This is a genomic window from Nocardia sp. NPDC058633, from assembly GCF_042717045.1.
In the GTDB taxonomy this organism is placed as follows: domain Bacteria; phylum Actinomycetota; class Actinomycetes; order Mycobacteriales; family Mycobacteriaceae; genus Nocardia.
This window is the reverse complement of sequence record NZ_JBHXRA010000017.1, coordinates 127,982-148,359: the sequence shown is the minus strand read 5'-3', so window position 1 is coordinate 148,359 and position 20,378 is coordinate 127,982. Positions and strand designations below refer to the sequence as shown.

Here is a 20,378-nt window from a genome sequence, read left to right as displayed (position 1 = left end):
TTCAGCGGGTCGACTCGTAGATCCGGCGGACCACGTCCTCGATATCGGGCTCCTCGATCGACAGATCGCGCACCTGCGCCCGGTCCGACACCGCCGCCAGTAAAGCCGCCGCCGTGGTCTTCTCGGCGTCGAACGCCAGACGCTGGCGCATGCCACCCGCCTCGCTGGACAACAGCTGCGCCCCCGACGGCAGATCGTCGAGATCCGGTGTGGGGGCGGCCAGGTCGACCACGAGGACCCGGCGCGCGCCGACAGTGGCGCCCAGCCCGGCCAGTGAACCGTCGTACACCAGCCGACCGTAATCGACGACGAGCACCCGATCGCAGAGCCGTTCGATATCGCCCATGTCGTGGGTGGTGAGCAGCAGGGTGGTGCCGCGCTCGATCCGTTCGGCGCGCAGGAACTCGCGTAATCGCTGCTTGGACAACACGTCGAGGCCGATCGTGGGCTCGTCCAGTATCACCAGCTCCGGCGAATGCAACAGCGCGGCAGCAACTTCCGCGCGCATCCGCTGACCGAGCGAGAGTTGGCGGACCGGGGTTTCGAGGGTGTCGGCCATCTCCAGCTGTTCCACCAGTTCGTGGGTCCGCTTGTCGGCGATATCGGGATCGAGGCGGTGGATCGCCGCCAGAATCGAAAACGACTCGTGCAGCGGCAGATCCCACCACAGTTGCGAACGTTGTCCGAACACGACGCCGATGCGCGAGGCGAGTTCCCTGCGCTGGCGCACCGGCTCCAGGCCGCAGGTGCGCACGGTTCCGGTGGTCGGCACCAAGATACCGGTGAGCATCTTGATGGTCGTCGACTTGCCCGCGCCGTTGGCGCCGATGTAGCCCACTGCCGAGCCGCGTTCGATCCGGAAGCTCATTCGGTCGACGGCGGTGATGGTGTCGCGATGTCGGCGCCAATGGCGACCGTTCTTGCGGTAGACGGTGAACTGCCGGGTGAGGTCATCGATGTCGATGATCGGTTCCTGGCATTCGTTGTCGTCCATCATCCCCCTCCTCCCTGATAGTGCCTCGTACCGATCCGCCATGCCGCCGAGGCGAGCAGCCACACCCACGCCGCGGCCAGCGGTGTCAGCCACGCCGACCACGCGGGCAGCAGCGGTGGCCCCGGCAGCCCGAGCAGGGCGATGGTCGGCACGTATGCCGTGAACGCGACAGGAATCGCGAACCCGAACAACAGTTTCAGCGGTGTCGGGAACACCGAGGCCGGCTGCATCGCGGCGAACGAACCGCCGTAGGTGAAGCTGTTGGTGAGCTCGGCACCGTCGATCAGAAAGAACTGTAGTCCGGCTGCGCATACGAAAAGGCCACAGAACAGCGCGATTCCACTGAGCAGGGTGATCACGATCAAGGTAACCGGGGCGATGCCCCAGTCGATATCGTTGCGCCACAGCCCGATCGTGAGCACGATCACCGCGACCGCGGCCCGTGCGAGTCTGCGCAACGAGATGTCACTGGTCACCAACTGCAACAGCAACGGCTGTGGGCGAAGGTGATAGGCGTCGAGCGTGCCCATGCGGATCATCGAGGGCAGCGAGTCCAGATGCCCGACCGCGACCTGGGCCAGCGCGAACGAGGTGTTGGAGAGTCCGAAGAGCAGCAGCGCCGCGTCGACATCGAGACCGCCGAGGGTGCCGACGTTGTGGAAGATCACCCATACCTCGCCGAACTCCACAAGTCCGATGAGGAAGGCGCTGAACACTTCGGTGGCGAACGAAAGGCGGTACACCCGCTGTGCTTTCACGCGCGAACGCAATACTGCGTGATAGGGGGAGAACCAGGTCCCGGCTACAACGCGCGCGGAAACTGGTTCAGCCACCCTGTACCTCCAGCCTGCGTTGTCCCACTCGCAGCAACACCCTGCCGAGCAGTCCGATCACCAGCACCCAGAAGCCTTGTATCGCAACGATGTACAAGGCTTCCGACCCCGAGGCCCGCCCTGACAGCGTATCGATCGGAGCCTGCAGAATGGAGGGAAACGGCGTAGACATGGCAACGACACGCAGCCAGTCGGGGAACATGTGCACCGGAACGAAAAGCCCGGCCAGAAACGTTCCGACGATCTGGTACAGCACCCGGATGCCGCGGATCTCGACGACCCAGAACCCGATCAGCGCCACCGCGAACAGGCACAGAAACGACAACGCCACCGCGAGCAGCACACTGATCAGACCGACCAGATAGGCCACCGGCGTGCTCGGCATCGACAAGCCGAAAGTGGCTGCGCCGATCGCGATGCTCGGGACCCCGCGCGGCAGGATGGTGCAGGCGGCGCGGCCCATGTCGGTGGCCAGGTAGCCCAGCTGCACGTCGACCGGGCGCAGGAAATCGATCGCCACGTCACCGGTTTTGATCCGGTCGACCAGGTCGATCTGCGGTCCCATGAACTGGGTGGCGCCGAGCAAGGCCTGCGACAACCAGACGTAGGCGCCGATGGTTCCCTCGTCGTATCCGCCGAAATCACCGGCGGCACGCACCGCCGCGACCATCACCGCCGCGCGAACGAACCCGAAAACACAGTTGGTGAAAAGCCCGGCGAACATCGCCAGCTTGTATTGCGCCTGCCGCTTGAAACCCGCCCGCGCCAGCGTCCAATACACCCGGAAAGCCCCAGGCTTGCGACGACGCCGCACCGCGAAAGCAAGCCCACCATCCCCCGCCACACTGCCCCGCACAATCACTCAACTCTAGGCCGACCGCCGCGAAACAGGACGAGAACGGCTCGGATCGCTGGTGCTCGGCCGTGCTGGATCTACCGATCGATGCTCAGTCCTTCGGGAAGCCTGTCGCGAACAAGATCGCGATGGCGACCGAGCTGACCACGGAGATGGCAAGGATGATCCACATGAGGCGAAAGATTACCTGTCGCCGTGTCTCGGCTCGGCATCGCCTCGGCGTGACCGTCCGCCAGTGCCCTGACCTGCCGCGTTGTCAGTCGGCGCCGGGTAGCTCGAGCAGGTGGTGCACGCGGATCAAGACGTCGAGCTGGGCCTCGTTGTAGAGGTCCCTGATGGCTACGGCCATCGTGTGGTGTGCGCGCTCGGCACCGACCGGGGAGTCGGCGGTCTGGTTCAGCCCGGGGTGTTCGCGGTAGAGACCCCGGACGTAGGGCGCCATGCGCTCGGCCAGCTCGGCGCGCACGCGCTCGTCGGCATCGGCGGGCAGGTGGTCGAATTCGGCGATGCCGGGATCGCGATGATCGGTGTTCAGCACAGCCCGCAGCGCGTCTTGTCCCGTCGGTCCCAGTACCCGGGTGAGGATGAGGGTGAAGGCGCGGTCGGCGTCGGTCAACGCGGCGGTGCCCGCGCCGAGTTCGGGCGGGAGATCGGTGGGGCTGCCCTGCCGCATCGTGAGGGCGAGTTCGACACGGATGCGTTGCAGGCGCTCGATGGTGGCGGCCAACTCGGCATCGAGATTCCGGAGCGCTTCGTGCGGATACTCGTCGGCCTCGCCCATGGCGGCGATCTCGGCCAGCGGGATCCCCAGCTCGGACAGCCGTTTGATCCGGATCACCCGGAGCAGGTGCCCGACGCCGTAGTGCTTGTAGCCGTTGGTACCACGTTCGGGTTGTTCGAGAAGTCCCACGTCGTGGTAGTGCCGCACGGTCCGGATGGTGGTGCCCGCGAGTTCGGCGAGCTCACGAGTGCTCCACGTCATGGTCGGCTCCTCGGGGACGGCGGTGGGCGCGGCGCTGCGGCGTGGTCGATATCGATTCTGCCGTTGACTGTGCCGTAACGGCACAGTGTCTACTTGCGGCGCCGTCTACTTGCGGCGCCCCACCGACAGATCGGGAGAATCGACATGCCATTGCCGACAGGCCTCCGCTATCGGGTCGCCGCCGCGCTCGTCCTGCTGCCGGCGTTCGTCGCCTGTAGCGCGACTCCGTCGCCCGGTCCGCCGCAGCCTTCGCCGGAATTGCAGCGCTTCTACGATCAGCAACTGTCGTTCGGTCCGTGCGAGGGATATGCCACGACCGCCGCCGACGCCACCGCTTTCGCGAGCAGTCCCGGATTCCAGTGTGCGCGTATGGAAGTCCCGCTCGACTACGACGAACCAGGGCAGCGGACCGCGCGGATCGCCTTGTTGAAAGCGCCCGCGCGCGGTGAGCCGATCGGATCACTGCTGCTCAACCCCGGCGGACCCGGCGGTCCCGGGATGAGCATGGCTGCCGTCGCCGCGAAGTCCTGGGCGGACAGCCCGATCACCGAACGATTCGACCTGATCGGCTTCGACCCACGCGGCGTCGGCGCCTCCACCCCGGCCGTCGACTGCTTCACCGACGCCGAAGTCGACAACGGTGAGAGCATGACCACCGTGACCGTCGGTGACGGGCGCCGGACCGAAGACGACAACCGTCGGCTTCTCGCCCGGTGTGCCGAGGGCTCGGGTGGCCCCGACGTCCTGGTCAACATCGGCACCAGGGACGCGGTACGCGACATGGATATCCTGCGCGCCACGCTGGGCGAGGAGAAGCTGTCCTACCTCGGCCAGAGCTACGGCACCCGCCTCGGTGCGGTCTATGCCGAGACTTTCCCCCAGAATGTGCGCGCGATGGTCCTCGACGGTGCCATCGACCCCGACGTGGGCACCACCGAGCGGCGAATCTCCCAGTTCACGAGCTTTCAGCGATCCTTCGACCAGATGGCCGCCGACTGCGCGACGCGTCCGGACTGCCCACTGGGCACCGACCCCGCCAAGGCCACCGAGAATTTCCAGAACCTCGTCCGGCCACTGATAGACCAGCCGATCGTCACCGCCGACGGACGTGAACTGGACTTCAACGCCGCCTATGGCGCGGTGACCGCCGGCCTGTACGACTCCAGGGCCTGGCCGGCGCTCTACAAGGGCATCGCGGAGATCCGAGCCGGGCAAGCCGACACCCTCCTTGCGGTCGGTGCAGCCTTCGCCGGACGTGACCCCGACGGGCACTACAGCAACTTCAACGAGGCGCTCTTCGCCATCAACTGCATGGACGAGCAGCGCCACACCCCCGAGCAGGAACGCGACCTCAAAGGCCGGATCCAGCAGGCGGCCCCCTACACCGACGCGGGCCGTGGCACCGACGGTGCCCGCGACCCGTGTGAGTTCTGGCCCGCCGAGCCGACTTTGAGCTACCCCTATGCCACCGACATCGAGGGCCTGCCCGACACCTTGACGATCTCGATCACCGGCGACCCCACCACGCCCTACGACGGCGGCATCAGCCTGGCCGAAGCCCTCGGCGGCACGATGCTCACCGTCGAAGGCGAACAACACACCATCGCCCTGGCCGGCACCAGCCCCTGTGTGAACGACATCGTCGCCGACTACCTGATCAACCTGAAGACGACCCCGGACGCCCGCTGCACATTGTGAGGTCGAGCGCGGCGGCGACGAGGTCAGCACCCGACCCGAACAGGCCGGGTGTCCGCCTCGGGTCGCGGCTGCGTGCGACTTCTCGGCGAGGACACCTACGGCACACGTCGTGTTCGCGCGGCCCCGACGCCGTATTTCTTGGCCATGACGGCCTCGATCACTCTGCGCGGCAACAATCTACGGGCCAGGAACACTGCCGGTGCATTGCTGCCGACGGCATAGAGCGGCAACGTCTGCTCAGCTTCGACAGCTTCGAGCACAGTGCGGGCGACTTCGTCTGCCGTTATTCCCTGGGCTTCCTTCGCGTCGAGGACGGCAATCGCCGAGGTGAACTGTTCGACGTAGGGGGAGTCGCTGCTGATGTATTTGGTGCGGCGTCCGGACAAACCGGTCGCGATGGAGCCTGGTTCGACGGTGGTGATGTCGATTCCGTACGGCTTCAGTTCATACCGTGCGGCGGTTGCGAAGCCCTTGAGTGCCGCCTTGGTTGCGACATAGGACGATCGGTAGGCGAGGGGGAAGCTCGCGAGCATCGAACCGATGTTGATGATCCTGCCGTGACGCTGCCGACGCATCCCCGGCAGGAGTAACTGAGTCAGTTCGATGGCACCGAAAACGTTGAGCTGGAACAACCTCTGCACCGCATCCATCGGTAGCTCTTCGAGCGGTCCGCATTGGCTCTCACCGGCGTTGTTCACCAGTACATCGACGGCCAGGTCGTCGAGCGCGTCGATGAACCGGGCGATCGAGCCACGATCGGTGAGATCCAGGTCGCGGTAGTCGACGCCCGGCACTGGATCGGCCACGGTCGAGCTGTCGCGGCTTGTCCCGAGCACGCGGTAACCGCGAGCGACCAAGGCGGTGGCGACGGCCCGTCCTATTCCGGAGGAGGCCCCGGTGACGATCGCTGTCTTCATGCCGATCTCCGGTCTGCTGGGACGAGCTCGAGCGGAAGACGTTCCAGCCTGCGAATGATGTTGTTGACGGCCCACTTCGGTGTGCCGACCAGCTCGATACGTTCGACACGATCGGCCAGTGCCCGCAGTATCGAAGTGGTTTCGAGCCGTGCCAACGTCCGGCCCGCGCAGCCGTGCACACCCCAGCCGAAGCCGAGCTGGCGGGCCGCGTCGCGGGTGATGTCGAAGGACTCGGGCTGATCCCATTCGGCCGGATCCCGGTTGGCGGAGGCGAAGAGCACCAGTACGCGGCTACCGCCCGGGATCTTCACCCCCCCGATGTCGGTATCGCGTGCGGCCGTGCGAGAGAACGCGCGCAACGGAGATTCGATCCGCACGACCTCGTTGACGGCTTGGGAAATCAGTCCCGGATTCGACCGCACGGCCTGCCACTGCCCGGGGTTCTGCGAAAACAGGTAGAGCGCACTCGAGATCGCGCCGATCGTGGTGTCCAGCGACGGGGCCAGGTAGTCGATCAAGAGTGCCGGGCACGACTTCTTGTCGATCTTGCCCTCGTCGGCGGCGCGGAAGACGTCACTGCCCATGCTGTCGTCGAGAACCGATCGATCGCGCGCGACACGGCGGGCGAAGGACAGCATTTCGGAGGCCGCCCTCGCCGCGCCGACGGAGTGTCGGTTGATCGGCCCCATCGAGTCGAACGTCGCACTGGCCCAGCGCAGCAGTTCCTCGCGCCCGTCGTGCGGCCAGCCGATGAGATCCGGGACCACCGACAGCGGCAGTGCGGTCGCGAGATCGTCGACCCCGTCGATGCGGTTGTTCGCCAACGCCTTGTCCACGACGCTTTCGGCGAAGCGCTCGATGGTGTCGGTGACTTCCCGAAGTGCCCTCGGTGTCAGTCGGTGTGCGAGAACGGACCGTTTGGTGGCGTGCTCTTCTGCGTCGCTGTTGAGCGTGGTGCCCCGGCCGAGGCGGTTGGCAACGGGGTTCAGCGACACCCCGTTGCCCGAGACGAAGGTCGCGTCGTCCCGGAGGACGGCCTTGCACTCGGCGTATCGGGAGATCGCGAAGACGTGCTGGCGCGGAAGCCACACCACCGGACCGGTGGCGCGTAGTGCCGCATAGTGCGGGTACGGATCGAGGATCGCCGCGGTGCTGAAGAGATTCTCGCGATATCGCGGGATGGAGATGTCAACCGCCATGGGAACTCCTGTGCGTGGAAGTGGTGGACAGAGCGGGGCAGCTCGGTACGCGAGTGTGGACGGAGGGGATCGATCGGGAGGTCGCCAGCACGGTTTTGTCGGGTCGCACGATCGCAGCTGTCGCGCGTCCGCGGCGCAGCCATTCGCCGAGCTCGGAGGACGCCGGTACCGCCAGGATCGCGGCGCCGCGCCGGTCGAGTTCAGTCCGCTGTTCGCGGGTGAGCGGGGTGGTCGTGAGGAAGAGAAAGCGTCCTGCGGCGATCTCGTCGACTCGCGTACCCTCTTCGACAACGCAGTTCGGACACAGCGAGCCGGCCAGGTCGAACGGTCGAAAAGCTTGTCGCGCAACGAACATCGACCGGGAAAGGCGCGGTGTGGCGCTGTCGGTCACCTTGGACCTGACGACCGGAACGTGGCCGAGGAGCGGCCACACCCGCTTGCGGGTCACCTCACCCGCCGCCGCGCCTCTCGTCATTGCCCATCCGACGGCGACGGCCAGGCCGATCATCGATGTGACGTGCGGTTTACGTTCGGATTGATAGGTGTCGAGGGCGTCGTCGGGCAGTTGCGCGCTCATGACGGCGACCAGTTTCCAGATCAGGTTCTGGGCGTCACGAAGACCGGCGCCCATGCCCTGCCCGATGAACGGCGGGGTGAGATGCGCGGCGTCACCGAGCAGAAAGATCCTGCGGTCCCGCCATCGGTCGACTACTTGGGCGCGGAAGGTGTACTCGGTGGACCGGATCAGGGTCAGCCCGGGATCTCGCACTTCGCGCAGCCAGGGAAACAGGAGCGGCTCGATGGTGTCGAGTGTGGCGAACCCGCCCGCGGATTCGTCGTCGCGCAGGCGGAACTCCCAGCGGTAGCGTGATGCGCCGATGCGCATGTACGTGGCGGCGCGTTCGGCATCGCACACCTGGTACACGCCCTCCCACTGCCCGAGGTCGGCGTCGGTGGCGATGTCGACCACCAGCCATCGCTGTTCGAAACCCAGGTCGCGCATTCGCGAACCGATCGACGCGCGCACGACGCTGTTGGCGCCGTCGCAGCCGAGGACGACATCCGCTGTGACAGCTCGTCGTTCACCTGTCTCGGCATCGCGGTAGGTCACACGAGCGCGATCACGCAGGTTCGCCACCTCGAGCACTTCGCACCCACCCCGTATCCGCACGCCCTCCGTCGCGGCCAGTCTGGACCGCAGCACGCGCTCGAGATCTGGCTGGTCGAACATGTTGGCCTGCGGGAACCCGTGCGGCATCCGGTCGGGGTCGCGGTCGAATTCCGCGAGCGTGGCGATGGCGGAGTCGACCAGTCGAAGGCCGCGGCCGGGCCGCGAGATTGCGGCGAACTCGTCGCCGAGTCCGAGATCGGCCAGTATGCGGTACACCTCGTCGTCGAGATGCACCGCTCGCGGCTGCGGGTACACCTCGTCCCAGCGATCGACGATCAGGCACTCGATGTCGTACCGCGCCAACAGCAATGCCGCGGTCATGCCGGTTGGGCCCGCACCGACGATCACGACCGGGTAGTGCTCGACCAAGCCTCGATCAGTGCCCATGCCGCACCGTCGTGCGCTGTATGCCGAGGTCGAGCGCGCCGTCGGGTGTCGAGACGGTCAGCTCCACCACATCGCCGTCTCGCAGGTAGCGCGGGTTCGACGCCTGCTTGTTGAAGAAGATCTTCCACTTGAGCGCGGGCGGTACCAGCGACCCGAGGATCTCGATGGGCTTGGCGGGAGCCTTCAAGGCCGTTCCGCCGGGGGTGCCCGTCAGCAGTAGATCACCCGCGTCCATGCGCTGGAATCGGGTGAGGGCGCGCAGGGTTTCGAGCGGACCGTAGATCATCTCTGCCGCCGTGCTGTTCTGGCGCACTTCGCCATTGACACGCAGCGTCAGGCAGAGGTCGCGGAATCTGTCGAATTCACCCGCCTCGAGCAGGAGCAGCACCGGACCGACCGGAGTGAATGTCGGATATGACTTGCCTTCGTAGAACTGAGTTTTGGGCAGTTGGACGTCGCGGGCGGACACATCGTCGGTGATGACCAACCCCGTGATGAAGTCGCCGATGTTCGAGCTGTCCAGTTCGGTGCCCACAGGCAGCGTCGCGCCGAAAACCAGCCCGATCTCGATCTCGTAGTCCAGCAACCGCACATGCGTTGGTTTGACGATATCGTCCTCGGGACCGCTGATGGATCCGGACGACTTGCGGAAGAACGTCAGCGGCACGGTCGCCGGGTTCATCCCTGAATCCTTCACGTGCGACACGTAATTGGTCATCTGCGCGACGACCCGACACGGCGTGGTCACGGGAGAGATGAGCGCCAGGTTCTCCACGGGCGTGGTGTCGCTGCCGCTGCGCGCTGCTTCGATCGCGGTTCGGTCGGCCAGGAGCTCGGCTGTGGTCGTGGCGTCGGTGTCGATTCGGACGGCGCCGTGCGGGGTCTGCACCCACCATGCGTCGGCGGTGCGCAGCACGGAAATGCTCATGAGTTGGCTACTTTCAGTAGGCCCCGCAAACGCTGGGCGTCGAATTCGTTGTCTCGGTGCAGCGAAGAGAAGATGGACCGGAGTTCCCGCAGCGATCGGCGCCCCGGTGCGATGCCGAGGAAATCCTTGGTCGCCGGTGGGCCCCACTGCGCCAGGCCCGAGGCCGTCATCGGCGCCCAGCCCGGTTCCAGGGAGCTGTCGAACAGGTCGCCGTCGCTGAAGTGCTCGACGAGGAAACCGTCGGGATCGCGCCAGTAGTCGAAGATCTGACTGCCCTGGATATGACGTCCGATGCCCCAGGACCGGCGATAGCCGCGTCCGGCGAGGAACTCGCCACCGGCGGCGAGCGCGTCGAGGTCGCACACCTGATACGCCGAATGCACGTAGCGGTCCGAGGGGCCGAGTGTCATGGCGAGGGTGTGATGGTCGGTGGGCGTGTTTCCGCGATCGCAGCGGAGGAATGCCATCACAGGCCCGCGTTCGCGCTGCCCGTCGTAGTACAGGAAGTCGCTGACGATGAGTCCGAGATGCTCCAGATACCAGTTCAGGTTCTCCAGGTAGCGGGTGCGCGAGAGCACCACATGGCCGAGCCTTTCGACACCGGCAGGCACGCGCGGTGGCCGCTGCGTCGCATTGACCCGCGCAGCTGAGTCGCCGACGTTGAGCGGGTGGGCACGCTGCCCCGGTAGCTGCGGCAGCTGGCGTGCGCTGGCCACGACGCGCACGGTCTTGCCGCCCGGATCGTGCAGGGTGACGCCGATTCCACCGATGCTCTCGGGTAACCGTTCGACGCGATGACCCGTGACCTCGGCGAGCCTGAGCACGTCGGACTCCTCCGCGGCCTCGAACGCGGCGCCGACGAAGCGGGTGCGATCTCCCTTGCGGATGATCACGCACGCCGTGCCCGCCTGCGTGCCGCGCAGGTGGATCTCCTCCGGCGCGCGGTAGGCGACAGAGAACCCGAAATCCAGCGCGAAAACTTCGGATTTCAACAGATCGGGCTTGCGGAACTCGAGCCAGGCGAGGTCGGCGACCTTGATGATCGGATTCCCGGCGCGGCCGGGGTGCTCGCCCGGCAGGGCGCCCTGGTCGACGTGCAGGTCGCGATGTGTGTCGCTGCGGCCTTCCGACATCTCGACTCCTCCTCATAGCACCCGATGTGATGTTCTGATGATATCGTCATCTATGACTGTACGATCAGTCAAGGGTTCTGAGAGAGTCGTCAGATGTGAAGGTCGACTAAGATCGCGGCAGCTGAAACCACTGTCAGAAGGTGACCAACGAAGATGTCCACCGCAGCGACCAGGCTCGAACGACGCAAAGCTCGCACCCGCTCGGCTCTGATCGCCGCTGGGCAACGCTTCATCGCCGAGGGCAGGCTCAACGCGCCCATCCTCGAGATAACGCAGGCCGCGGACGTGGGATTGGGCTCGTTCTACAACCACTTCGACAGCAAGGAAGAACTGTTCGTCGCGGCGGTCGACAGCGCGTTGGAGTCGCTGGGCGACTACCTCGACTCACTCACAGCCGACCTCGCCGATCCGGCGGAGATCTTCGCCCAGTCCTTCCGGATCGTCGGGCGACTGTTTCGGCTACAGCCTGATCTGAGCCGGGTCCTGATCAACTCCGGCGGCTCGCTGATCGAATCCGAGCACGGCCTCGCGCCTCGCGCCGCACGAGACATCGCCGCCGCGACACGCGCGGGACGCTTCGTGATCGAAGACACCGATCTGGCGATGGCGCTGGTGACCGGGTCACTGCTCGGCCTCGGGCGCCTGCTGCTACAGCAACCCGACCGCGATTGTGCTGTGACCGTGGACGAGATGACCGTCGGAATACTTGTCGCACTTGGCCTCTCGCGTGACGATGCCCAGGAATTGTGCAAGAGACCAGTGTCGTTGGATGTCGAGACTGCGGCCGACGCTCCGAGCTGAGACTGCGACCACGGCCATGACATCGAATACCGGGCCCGAGGCCCGGCGGTGACCGCTGACAGGCGCGCGCATCTCGCTCGGTCGCTCAGTACGCCCGCGACGTCGACCTTGCCGACCCGACTACCCTCCTGGCCGCGACTGGCCTCCGCCGCTCCGTACCGCTGGCCTTGGCTTGGTCGGACTACAACCGGAAAGACCAGACGCTCACGATCCGTCGCCATCTCGTCCGTGCAGGGCGGACCGGGGAAGTCGACGCCACCGAGCAGAAATCCGAACTCGTGCTGGAGGAAGAGCCGAAATCGGAGTCGAGTCAGCGCGTGATCGCCTTGCCTGCGTTCGCCTGCGAGATGCTCGACCGCCGCCGCCGAGACCAACTCGACCCGGACCGGCCGGTACCTGTGCAGGCGAACGCCGACTTGCCACGCCTGATCTTCGTGACGACGGTCGGAACGTTGGTCGACCCTGACACCTTTTCGGCACACTGGGCACGAATCCGGGGAGCGATCGGGTTCGGGCCGGTCGGCACACACCTTCAGGAAAACGGTGGCGACAACGATCGACGGGTCCGACCTGTCGGCCAGGGTTGCGGCCGATGTCCTCGGCACGCCAAAGTGTCGATGACCAGCGATGTGTATTTCGGTCGCGGGGGAGTCCATCGCACCGCCGCCGACGCTCTCGACGCCGTTGTTCGCGGCACCCCTGACGGTGACCCGCAGACCGGAACCTCTGCACATCAACGATGAATAAACGACGGGTCGGCCGGTTTCGGGGCTCACGGGTGCAGTACCCGCAAGCCCCTCACCAGCACAAAGATGCGCCCCCGGCAGGACACACAAAACATGGGCAACCGGAAAACGCCTGGTCATCATGGGGGCGTACCGGATCTGAGTGTGCGGCGGTGTCTACGTCTACACGCTTCCGCGTGGTCGCGGACGGTAATTGTCCCCGTGGGTGGGTGGGTGGGTGGCAACGTGCGGGGGCGGTGCAACTATCAACGGTTGCAGGCGGGTGGTGGCAGCGCACTCTTGTCCGTTTCGCGTAGGAGGCTGAGACCATGGCGGCGGTCGAGAGTGCGTTCAGATGGGCTCGTATCCAAGCCGTTCTGTACATGGCTGCATGCGAGCGGACGGGCACGTGGAGCGCCGACAATCACTGAGATCGCGACAGCCCACACCTGCCGGGCAGTCACCGGCGTTCCGATTACCCAGCGAGCCGAAACTCTCATTGGCGCAGACTGGGCTGGTGGTGGGCGGACGGCGCGGATGCTTCTACGCTGCGGTTTTAGAGCTCGGCGGGGATCCAGCGAAGTTGGTGTCGTTGGGTCCGACGGGAAGATGCGCCAGCAGATGGGCTTTCACTCGCTCCGCCACCTGTACAGATTGCTGTTGGCCGACGGGGCCTACGGCTGGGCGGACGTGACACGGCGCACGCGACACAAGAACAACACAACCACCCTCGACACCTACACCTACCTGGTCGCTGGACAACGCGGCGCAGGCCATCGGACGAGCGCTTCAGTACGGGCTGCGGGACTACGCGCACTACCGGCACGGCACTGTGTTGCCTATCCGCGCGACCACGAGGTCCAACTGACTGCTGGAAGAGTTGATGCTGTTGCGTTTCGGGATCGGTCGTGGCTAAGGTTTTCCTGATGTCTGGAGGAGGGGGGTTCGTGTGTCAATCGAGCAGGGTTCGCCCGGAACAGATTTCGCGATTGTTCCGGACGAGGTGACCGATGCGGGCGTCTACGTCGAGCAAGTCGCTACTTCTTTGATCAACGGGTTGAATTCGCTCGACCGCGAGGTTTCGAGCGTTCCTCGACAATTGGAAGGGGTCGGCGGCAGGCGCATTCGGTGAAGGCTGGACGGTAGCCAAGGAGGGCGCTGCCACCGTACTGGATTCTCTCGCGGCCATGGGCGGACTTCTTGGCGTAGCAAGCAAGACCATTGCTGGCCGCGATGTTTCCAATGCAACGAGTTTTAATTCGCTAGACCTACCGGAACTGAACATGTGATGGTCGACGACTTCCGGGACTTCACGTTCGATATCGATGAGTCGGACCAGCTCGTCACTCGCGCCAATGGATTCATTGGGTTCCTCACTGAAAGTCTCGACGGACTCAACCACCGAATCGCCACCATCCAACAAAACTGGCAGGGAGCCGCTGCCACCGCCCAGGAGGAAGCCTACCGAGAATGGGCAACCGGGGCAGCCGCGGTGGTTGAAGGAATCACTGAGATGTACAACGCAGCCGTCACCGCCCGCGACGCCTACAGTGCGGCAGCGGAGATGAATTTGAGAATGAGCGGTGGCTGAACTCAGTGGGCTCTATCTCCCCGCAGTCCTATGAGAGCGCGGCTAAGGAATGCTACGATCTGTCGGAGAAATTCCAAACTGTCTACAACTCGCTGCAAACGGTCCTTTTAGAAACCAGCGCGATGGCCGGCGGCTACCAGGCGGTCAAGACATGGTCGAAAGCCTACGACGACCGCGCCGCCGCAGTGACGCTGGTGGCGACCAACTTCGCGCGGGCCCTGCAACACTTCGGGGACGTATTGACTGCGGCTGGCTATAACTGGAAGTGCGCGGAGTACAAAGCCAACCGCGACCCAACAAGGGTGCCCCACCATCGTTGCCGAGCGGTTTCCCCTCGGAACTACCCTACGGCCCGGGCATAGTAACCGGTGTCGCGTCCTCGGGAACTTACAGTCGCGGACTCGAGACAGACTGGACCGAACTACAAGACAAGGTCACCGCGCTTGTCGCCGGTGGCGAAGTCCCTGACGGGGACACCGACAAGCTCGCGCGCGCCGCAACCTCATGGAAGACCTTCGCTCAGTCAGACCCTGTATACGGCGGCAAAGCACGACTATTAATGGTCGCCTCCGGACTGGAGCGTGGCTACGGATCCAATGTCCCGAAAGACATCCCCAACCTGGTAGGCCACCTTCGTACGCTGGCTACCAGCGTTGGCGACATCGAAGCTGCCGCCCGCGGCATCGCGGCCGGAGTCGACGCCCACAACGTCGCTTTGGCCACGATGCGCTCGGACATGAACACTCAGTTCGCCATGGTGGTGGTCGTCACCGCTATTCAGATCGGGACTTCGCTGGTGCGGGTCAAAGAGCCACCGACGAAGCAAAAGACACCGAGCAATCAACAGACGCCCAGCGAACGCCAAGACGACATCGACTTCCTGAACCAGGCTGCCGGAGCTTTGGCTGGTCCTGCCAACACATTCCTCACCGCGCTCGGCGGATTCACCTTTTCCGCGCCTGTCCTGACGACGGGCGGGCTGCCGACCATTGTGGAACTGCCGATATTGGTCGATGCAACGGATCCTAAGAAGGATGTCACGTTCACTGATCCACGCAGACCGCACCTTGGCAGCGACGGAAAATATCATGTGAAGGACGGGGACCGAGAGGTACAGATTGATGATCCGAATGATACTTCCAGAACTCTTACGGATATCGACGAGGTCAAGGATGGCGTCCTCTGGGAGGAGAAATCCGCCACGAACGCCGCCGATGTCGATAAATGGGTTGCAAAACAGGTGGAAAAGAAGCTAGGATCCTACCTAGAGGCTCGCCAGCATATCGATGGCTATGAGCAGGCCCCCATCGGACTCCGGTTCACTACCCCTGACGCTGATCCAGAGTTCCGGGCAGCGGTAGAGACAGCAGTTGAAGGCATGCGTGCCAAAAACCCCGGCGTCCAGATTCTAGTAGAGTGGGCATGATGAGCTACGTATTCGATGTCGATGACCAGACCGTATGGAGCCCGGCATTACGAGTGGGGGAACTGTTCGTACGTATACATACCGACATTTGCTCGGTTTTGAACATGGCGACCGGCATAACGGCCATAGCCAACGATATGTACGAGATAGATCTCGAAATCTTCGAGACGACCACGCTGGCTATTTTTAACGAATACTTCTCGTCCCAAAACGCTGCTTTCAAGGCAATGCTGGGCGCGACACTGGGGCCCGCTGTGAATATCCTCAACTACTGTAAGCGTCCGTTGACGCCAAGATCGAACGAAGAAGATGCTTTCATCTCATGGGCAACCAGCCTTGGTATGCCGAGGTAGTGCTGGCCCGCCCAGATCGCCGACGCCCTGCGCGGGCTGATCCACCACGCCAACCTTTGCCCACGCCACGGGAGCCGACCGGATCGGACCCGAGGTCGCTTGCCCGATCGATTGTTTCCGTCATCATTACTGGCAAAAGTCGCAGCTCGCCATCAACCCCGCCGCTTATTGAATGGACTATCGGTCGAGGTCTTCGACGAGGTGGGGAGCGGCCACCGACGGTGAGCCCCACGCCGATCGCTCCCGCGCGTCGACCTCATCGAAGTCCCCGGCGGCGAGTCGAGTGTTCGAGCACCTGAGCGGGTTGCCGTCCAGGCTCGGACACCGATGCTCCCGCTACACGCGGCATCGACGGAATCGAACGAATGCGGCTGGTGCGTGATGACAACGCGGCACGGGTCGAACGGCTGAACCAGCAATTGCGGAGCGCTTCCGTCCGGACATGAGTTGCGGCCGTGGCTGTTTCGACCCAATTTGCGCGGTGGGTCCGCAATACCGCCGCCACGGATATCGGACTGCATCGAAATTAGGCCACTGCGGAGTCGGTTCTGTACGGATGGATCGTCCAGTCCGACTCTGACTGAGTCCGTGGACGGCATCCACCCCGCGAGGCTGCCTGGGCTGGAGTGTGAACTCGTCGAGAATGTCGGGCGTGGCTGTCGACAAACAGGTCGATCCCATTGACCCGGTGATTTCGGAGTCGGACGTACCGGCATGCCGGAGCTCGGCTGGCGCTGTGGGTGGAGACCACGAACAGTCGATTGACGGAGCGGATCGCGAGGTGCCGGCGATAGACGCGGTGTGCGGCGGGATCACGGTGTCCTACCATGTTCGGTACGTCGGTGGAGCGGAAGGCGAACGTATCGCTGCTGCGCAGGCCAGGGCGATGGCCGCGCTGTCGGGTTGGATGCAGGATCGTGGCGATGTCGATCCGTGCTGACGCCCGTGTCGACGCGAGTTCCTGGTTCTTGTCTGCTGTCGATTCGTGCCAGGAAGTAGTTCAACCTGCGCGTTTGCGGCGAATATGGGGCTTGAACGACGTTCCGGTTCCCATAGGAATCGAACCTGCGACACTAAAAATAACCCTCCACCTGCGAAAATGCAGGTGGAGGGTTGCGCCCCCGGCAGGAATCGAACCTGCGACCTAGGGATTAGAAGGCCCTTGCTCTATCCAACTGAGCTACGGAGGCAGTCGCATCCACCTTGGCCGAAGTCGGCCAGGCTGTCCAGCTCGAAAAGTATAGCGACCGACCGGATCGTCGGGCGGGGGCTCGGGTGTAGCGCCCCCTCGGGGCGTGGTCGGGCACGTCGAACTACCCTCGTTGTCATGTCGTTATCGCAGGACCCCTCCGCTGGACCGGCCGTCGATGGCGGGCCGCCGGCGGAAGCGGGTCCGGCGTCGTCGTTCGGTGTGCTCAGCGTCGTGGCCGGGTGTATCGCCGCGGTGGTCGCGGCTATCGTGGTCGCTTTGTCGGCGGCGCAAGCGCTCAGTTTGCTCGGTATTCCCGATCCGGGAGCGTTGACAACCTATGGACTGCCCGCGCTGCGCGCGGTGGCGGATCTGGCTGCCGCGGTGACAGTCGGATCCCTGTTGTTCGCGGCGTTTCTGCTTCCCCCGCGCGACGGGGGTCTGCTGGAGGTCGGTGGGTATCGAGCGGTGCGGCGGGCCTCCGACGCCGCACTGGTGTGGGCTGCGAGTGCGGCGCTGCTGGTGCCGTTGACGGTGTCGGACACGACCGGTCAGCCGGTGAGCGCCATCTGGCGACCGGAAGTGTTGTGGCCGGTGATCACCCAGGTCGAGGTGGCGGGCGCCTGGCGCACGACGGTGTTGATCGCGCTCATCGTGGCGATCGGCTGCCGATGCGCGCTGCGCTGGGGCTGGACGCCGGTGCTGCTGGCCGGGGCGGTGGCGACCATGATGCCGCTGGCCTTGACCGGGCACTCGTCCTCGGGCGGCTCTCACGACGTGGCGACCAATTCGCTGATCCTGCACATGGTCTCGGCCTCGGTCTGGGTGGGCGGGCTGATCGCGGTGCTGGCGCACGCGATGCGCGGCGGGGCGGACACCGACATCGCCGCCCGGCGGTTCTCGGTGGCCGCGACCGTCTCGATCGTGGTGATCGGCATCAGCGGCGTGATCAACGCCTGGGTGCGAGTGCCTGTCTCGGACCTGTTCACCACCACCTACGGCAGGCTGGTGCTCGCGAAAGCGGCCGCGCTGGTGGTGCTCGCCGCCATCGGTTACCTGCAGCGGCGGGCCTCGCTGCCCGCGCTGGCCGCCGACCCGCGTGACCGCGGTGCGCTCATCCGTTTCGCCGGAGTGGAGATGCTGATCTTCGCGGCGACCATCGGCCTGGCCGTCGGTCTCGGTCGCACCCCGCCACCGCCGCCGACCACGGTGCCGACGCCGGTCGAAGTGGAGCTGGGCTACAACCTGGCGGGCCCGCCGACCATGGGTCGCCTGCTGTTCGACTGGCGCTTCGATCTGATCTTCGGAACCCTGGCCATCGTGCTCGCCGCGCTGTATCTGCTCGGTGTCCGCCGACTGCGCAAGCGCGGCGACGCGTGGCCGATCGGGCGCACCATCGCCTGGTGCAGTGGGTGCGTGGTGCTGTTGCTGGCCACGTCGTCGGGGGTCGGGCGCTACGCGCCGGCGATGTTCAGCGTGCACATGGGCGCGCACATGGCGTTGTCGATGCTGGCGCCGATCCTGTTCGCCCTCGGTGGCGCGGTGACCCTGGCACTGCGTGCGCTCCCGCCCGCCGGACGCGGTGGGGTGCCCGGTCCGCGCGAGTGGATTCTGGCGGCCGTGCACAGCCCGGTCTCGCGGTTCCTCACCCAGCCCGTGGTGGCGTCGGTGATCTTCGTCGCCGGGTTCTACGCGCTGTACCTGGGCGGCATCTTCGACACCTATGTCGACTCGCACGCCGCCCACCTGATGATGAACACCCACTTCCTGCTCAGTGGTTACCTGTTCTACTGGGTGGTGATCGGCATCGACCCCAAGCCTCGCGAGGTGGCACCGCTGACCAAGCTCGCGATGGTGTTCGGCACGCTGCCGTTCCACGCGTTCTTCGGCATCGCGCTGATGAGCATGACGACCGTGCTCGGAGACTGGTTCTATCGCGCCCTCGGACTCGGCTGGAACATCGACCTGCTCGCCGATCAGCGCAACGGCGGCAGTTTCGCCTGGGCCAGCGGCGAGGTACCGCTGGTGGTGGTGATGCTCGCCCTGCTGATCCAGTGGTCACGCAGCGACACCAGGCTGGCCAAGCGCACCGACCGGGCCGCCGACCGCGACAACGACGCCGACCTCACCGCCTACAACGCGATGTACGCCGAGCTGGCCCGTCGCGACGGTGAGGTCCGCCGGTGAGCGGATTCGGTGTGTCGGCGGGTGAATCGACCGAGCGAGCCGAGCCCCCGCGGGTGCTGCGCACCGATGTGCGGGCGGCGCGGCGGCGATTGGCCGGGCGGGTACGCAAGACACCGGTGTTCCACACGAGTGTGGACGGGCCGAACGGGCCGGTGCCGGTGTCTCTGAAGATGGAGTTCCTGCAGCACGGCGGCACATTCACGGTGCGTGGCGCGCTCAACGCCCTGCTGTCCGCCGACAGTGGCGCCGACCATGTGGTTGTCGCCTCGGCGGGCAACGCGGGCATCGCGGTCGCGCTGGCCGCGGCGCAGCTCGGCAAGGAATGCACCATCGTCGTGCCGGAGTCCGCGCCGCACACCAAGGTGGCCGCGATGTGGGCGCACGGCGCCGAAGTGCTGTGGCACGGAACGACTTACGCCGAGGCGCAACGCCGGGCGCTGACTCTGGCCGCCGAGCGCGGAGCCGAGCATCTGCACGCCTACGACATGCCCGCGGTGGTGGCCGGCGCCGGCATCATCGGGCTGGAGCTGGAAGAACAGGTGCGCGGCAGGCCGCCGGTGCTGGCCGCGGTCGGCGGCGGTGGGCTGATCGCGGGCCTCGGGGCGGCGCTGGGCAAGCGCAGGGAGATCATCGGCATCGAATTCGAGCACATCCCGGTGCTCTCCGCGGCGCTCGCGGCGGGCGCGCCGGTCGATATCGACGTGCCCTCGCACGCCACCGAACTGCTGTGCGCGAACAGGGTCGGCGATATCGCCTTCGATATCGCCCAGCGCCACCGGATGCCCGCGGTCGCGGTGGCCGACGACGCGGTCGCCGCCGCCCGCGAATATCTCTGGCGCGAGTTCCGCGTGGTGGTCGAGCTCGAAGGTGCCGCCGCGCTGGCCGCCGTGCAGAGCGGTGTGTACAAGCCCGAGTCCGGTGTACGGCCGATCGTGGTCCTGTGCGGGGCGAACACCGAGCTTCCCGTGCTCTGACATCGACGTTGTCCACAACCGCCCGATTCATCCA

Annotated in this window: 18 protein-coding genes, 1 tRNA gene and 1 pseudogene; 10 read left to right on the top strand and 10 right to left on the bottom strand. The window is 65.4% G+C overall.

What is annotated here, in order from left to right; genetic code table 11:
• Position 1 precedes the first annotated feature (1 nt).
• The 4 genes from ACFWUR_RS22845 to ACFWUR_RS22830 all read right to left on the bottom strand — a co-directional run bounded on the left by ACFWUR_RS22845 (position 2) and on the right by ACFWUR_RS22830 (position 3,665).
• On the bottom strand, positions 2-994 hold the full coding sequence (locus ACFWUR_RS22845; RefSeq protein WP_378909417.1) for an ATP-binding cassette domain-containing protein: 993 nt from the start codon (positions 992-994) through the stop codon (positions 2-4).
• On the bottom strand, positions 994-1,752 hold the full coding sequence (locus tag ACFWUR_RS22840; protein ID WP_378909416.1) for an ABC transporter permease: 759 nt from the start codon (positions 1,750-1,752) through the stop codon (positions 994-996). The genes ACFWUR_RS22845 and ACFWUR_RS22840 overlap by 1 nt, the downstream gene beginning before the upstream one ends.
• A 67-nt stretch (positions 1,753-1,819) precedes the next feature.
• Positions 1,820-2,608: an ABC transporter permease gene (locus ACFWUR_RS22835; protein WP_378909415.1), complete on the bottom strand. Its 789-nt coding sequence runs from the start codon at positions 2,606-2,608 to the stop codon at positions 1,820-1,822.
• A gap of 331 nt (positions 2,609-2,939) precedes the next feature.
• Positions 2,940-3,665: a MerR family transcriptional regulator gene (locus ACFWUR_RS22830; protein ID WP_378909414.1), complete on the bottom strand. Its 726-nt coding sequence runs from the start codon at positions 3,663-3,665 to the stop codon at positions 2,940-2,942.
• Between the two features lie 144 nt (positions 3,666-3,809).
• Here ACFWUR_RS22830 and ACFWUR_RS22825 point away from each other — a divergent pair, with 144 nt between their 5' ends.
• Positions 3,810-5,363, top strand: coding sequence for an alpha/beta hydrolase (locus ACFWUR_RS22825; protein WP_378909412.1), 1,554 nt, complete (start codon positions 3,810-3,812; stop codon positions 5,361-5,363).
• Between the two features lie 95 nt (positions 5,364-5,458).
• On the opposite strand, the gene ACFWUR_RS22820 is transcribed toward ACFWUR_RS22825, so the two are convergent.
• Genes ACFWUR_RS22820 through ACFWUR_RS22800 form a run of 5 tightly spaced genes read right to left on the bottom strand, consistent with a single transcriptional unit; the run spans position 5,459 to position 11,098 of the window.
• Positions 5,459-6,280, bottom strand: a complete 822-nt coding sequence (locus ACFWUR_RS22820) for an SDR family oxidoreductase (RefSeq protein ID WP_378909410.1) — start codon at positions 6,278-6,280, stop codon at positions 5,459-5,461.
• Positions 6,277-7,479 (bottom strand): cytochrome P450, encoded by a 1,203-nt coding sequence (locus ACFWUR_RS22815; protein ID WP_378909408.1) that lies wholly within the window; start codon positions 7,477-7,479, stop codon positions 6,277-6,279. The genes ACFWUR_RS22820 and ACFWUR_RS22815 overlap by 4 nt, the downstream gene beginning before the upstream one ends.
• Positions 7,469-9,037, bottom strand: a complete 1,569-nt coding sequence (locus ACFWUR_RS22810) for a bifunctional 3-(3-hydroxy-phenyl)propionate/3-hydroxycinnamic acid hydroxylase (RefSeq protein WP_378909407.1) — start codon at positions 9,035-9,037, stop codon at positions 7,469-7,471. The genes ACFWUR_RS22815 and ACFWUR_RS22810 overlap by 11 nt, the downstream gene beginning before the upstream one ends.
• A complete protein-coding gene (locus ACFWUR_RS22805) occupies positions 9,027-9,965 on the bottom strand; it encodes a fumarylacetoacetate hydrolase family protein (protein WP_378909405.1) in 939 nt (312 codons plus the stop codon). The genes ACFWUR_RS22810 and ACFWUR_RS22805 overlap by 11 nt, the downstream gene beginning before the upstream one ends.
• Positions 9,962-11,098, bottom strand: coding sequence for a VOC family protein (locus ACFWUR_RS22800; RefSeq protein ID WP_378909404.1), 1,137 nt, complete (start codon positions 11,096-11,098; stop codon positions 9,962-9,964). Before ACFWUR_RS22800 ends, ACFWUR_RS22805 begins: the two co-directional genes overlap by 4 nt.
• A gap of 153 nt (positions 11,099-11,251) precedes the next feature.
• Between ACFWUR_RS22800 and ACFWUR_RS22795 the strand changes: the two genes are divergently transcribed.
• The 7 genes and pseudogenes from ACFWUR_RS22795 (at position 11,252) to ACFWUR_RS22765 (ending at position 16,934) form a co-directional block, all read left to right on the top strand.
• Positions 11,252-11,899 (top strand): TetR/AcrR family transcriptional regulator, encoded by a 648-nt coding sequence (locus tag ACFWUR_RS22795; RefSeq protein WP_378909402.1) that lies wholly within the window; start codon positions 11,252-11,254, stop codon positions 11,897-11,899.
• A gap of 1,674 nt (positions 11,900-13,573) precedes the next feature.
• A complete protein-coding gene (locus ACFWUR_RS22790) occupies positions 13,574-13,756 on the top strand; it encodes a hypothetical protein (protein WP_378909401.1) in 183 nt (60 codons plus the stop codon).
• A 156-nt stretch (positions 13,757-13,912) separates the two neighbouring features.
• Positions 13,913-14,215, top strand: coding sequence for a WXG100 family type VII secretion target (locus ACFWUR_RS22785; RefSeq protein WP_378909399.1), 303 nt, complete (start codon positions 13,913-13,915; stop codon positions 14,213-14,215).
• Positions 14,216-14,531: 316 nt separating this feature from the next.
• Positions 14,532-15,641 carry a hypothetical protein gene (locus ACFWUR_RS22780; RefSeq protein ID WP_378909398.1) on the top strand — a complete coding sequence of 370 codons (1,110 nt, stop codon included), beginning with the start codon at positions 14,532-14,534 and terminating at the stop codon, positions 15,639-15,641.
• Complete coding sequence (locus tag ACFWUR_RS22775) at positions 15,641-15,994, top strand: DUF6086 family protein (RefSeq protein WP_378909396.1); 354 nt, start codon at positions 15,641-15,643, stop codon at positions 15,992-15,994. The genes ACFWUR_RS22780 and ACFWUR_RS22775 overlap by 1 nt, the downstream gene beginning before the upstream one ends.
• 320 nt (positions 15,995-16,314) lie before the next feature.
• A pseudogene (locus ACFWUR_RS22770) lies at positions 16,315-16,440 on the top strand (low molecular weight phosphatase family protein); the annotation flags it as partial.
• Between the two features lie 206 nt (positions 16,441-16,646).
• Positions 16,647-16,934, top strand: a complete 288-nt coding sequence (locus ACFWUR_RS22765; RefSeq protein WP_378909394.1) for a hypothetical protein — start codon at positions 16,647-16,649, stop codon at positions 16,932-16,934.
• 176 nt (positions 16,935-17,110) lie between these two features.
• Here ACFWUR_RS22765 and ACFWUR_RS22760 read toward each other — a convergent pair.
• Positions 17,111-17,184, bottom strand: a tRNA-Arg gene (locus ACFWUR_RS22760).
• A gap of 137 nt (positions 17,185-17,321) precedes the next feature.
• Here ACFWUR_RS22760 and ACFWUR_RS22755 point away from each other — a divergent pair.
• Together ACFWUR_RS22755 and ACFWUR_RS22750 are read left to right on the top strand one after the other, a co-directional pair.
• Positions 17,322-19,370 carry a cytochrome c oxidase assembly protein gene (locus tag ACFWUR_RS22755; RefSeq protein ID WP_378909392.1) on the top strand — a complete coding sequence of 683 codons (2,049 nt, stop codon included), beginning with the start codon at positions 17,322-17,324 and terminating at the stop codon, positions 19,368-19,370.
• Positions 19,367-20,344 carry a serine/threonine dehydratase gene (locus ACFWUR_RS22750; RefSeq protein ID WP_378909391.1) on the top strand — a complete coding sequence of 326 codons (978 nt, stop codon included), beginning with the start codon at positions 19,367-19,369 and terminating at the stop codon, positions 20,342-20,344. The genes ACFWUR_RS22755 and ACFWUR_RS22750 overlap by 4 nt, the downstream gene beginning before the upstream one ends.
• Positions 20,345-20,378 lie beyond the last annotated feature (34 nt).

What these genes read in the sequence shown, in the direction of transcription:
- ACFWUR_RS22845 (WP_378909417.1), bottom strand. Translation starts at nt 994, where the DNA reads ATGGACGACAACGAATGCCAGGAACCGATCATCGACATCGATGACCTC.
- ACFWUR_RS22830 (WP_378909414.1), bottom strand. Translation starts at nt 3,665, where the DNA reads ATGACGTGGAGCACTCGTGAGCTCGCCGAACTCGCGGGCACCACCATC.
- ACFWUR_RS22825 (WP_378909412.1), top strand. Translation starts at nt 3,810, where the DNA reads ATGCCATTGCCGACAGGCCTCCGCTATCGGGTCGCCGCCGCGCTCGTC.
- ACFWUR_RS22820 (WP_378909410.1), bottom strand. Translation starts at nt 6,280, where the DNA reads ATGAAGACAGCGATCGTCACCGGGGCCTCCTCCGGAATAGGACGGGCC.
- ACFWUR_RS22815 (WP_378909408.1), bottom strand. Translation starts at nt 7,479, where the DNA reads ATGGCGGTTGACATCTCCATCCCGCGATATCGCGAGAATCTCTTCAGC.
- ACFWUR_RS22810 (WP_378909407.1), bottom strand. Translation starts at nt 9,037, where the DNA reads ATGGGCACTGATCGAGGCTTGGTCGAGCACTACCCGGTCGTGATCGTC.
- ACFWUR_RS22805 (WP_378909405.1), bottom strand. Translation starts at nt 9,965, where the DNA reads ATGAGCATTTCCGTGCTGCGCACCGCCGACGCATGGTGGGTGCAGACC.
- ACFWUR_RS22800 (WP_378909404.1), bottom strand. Translation starts at nt 11,098, where the DNA reads ATGTCGGAAGGCCGCAGCGACACACATCGCGACCTGCACGTCGACCAG.
- ACFWUR_RS22795 (WP_378909402.1), top strand. Translation starts at nt 11,252, where the DNA reads ATGTCCACCGCAGCGACCAGGCTCGAACGACGCAAAGCTCGCACCCGC.
- ACFWUR_RS22785 (WP_378909399.1), top strand. Translation starts at nt 13,913, where the DNA reads ATGGTCGACGACTTCCGGGACTTCACGTTCGATATCGATGAGTCGGAC.
- ACFWUR_RS22775 (WP_378909396.1), top strand. Translation starts at nt 15,641, where the DNA reads ATGAGCTACGTATTCGATGTCGATGACCAGACCGTATGGAGCCCGGCA.
- ACFWUR_RS22755 (WP_378909392.1), top strand. Translation starts at nt 17,322, where the DNA reads ATGTCGTTATCGCAGGACCCCTCCGCTGGACCGGCCGTCGATGGCGGG.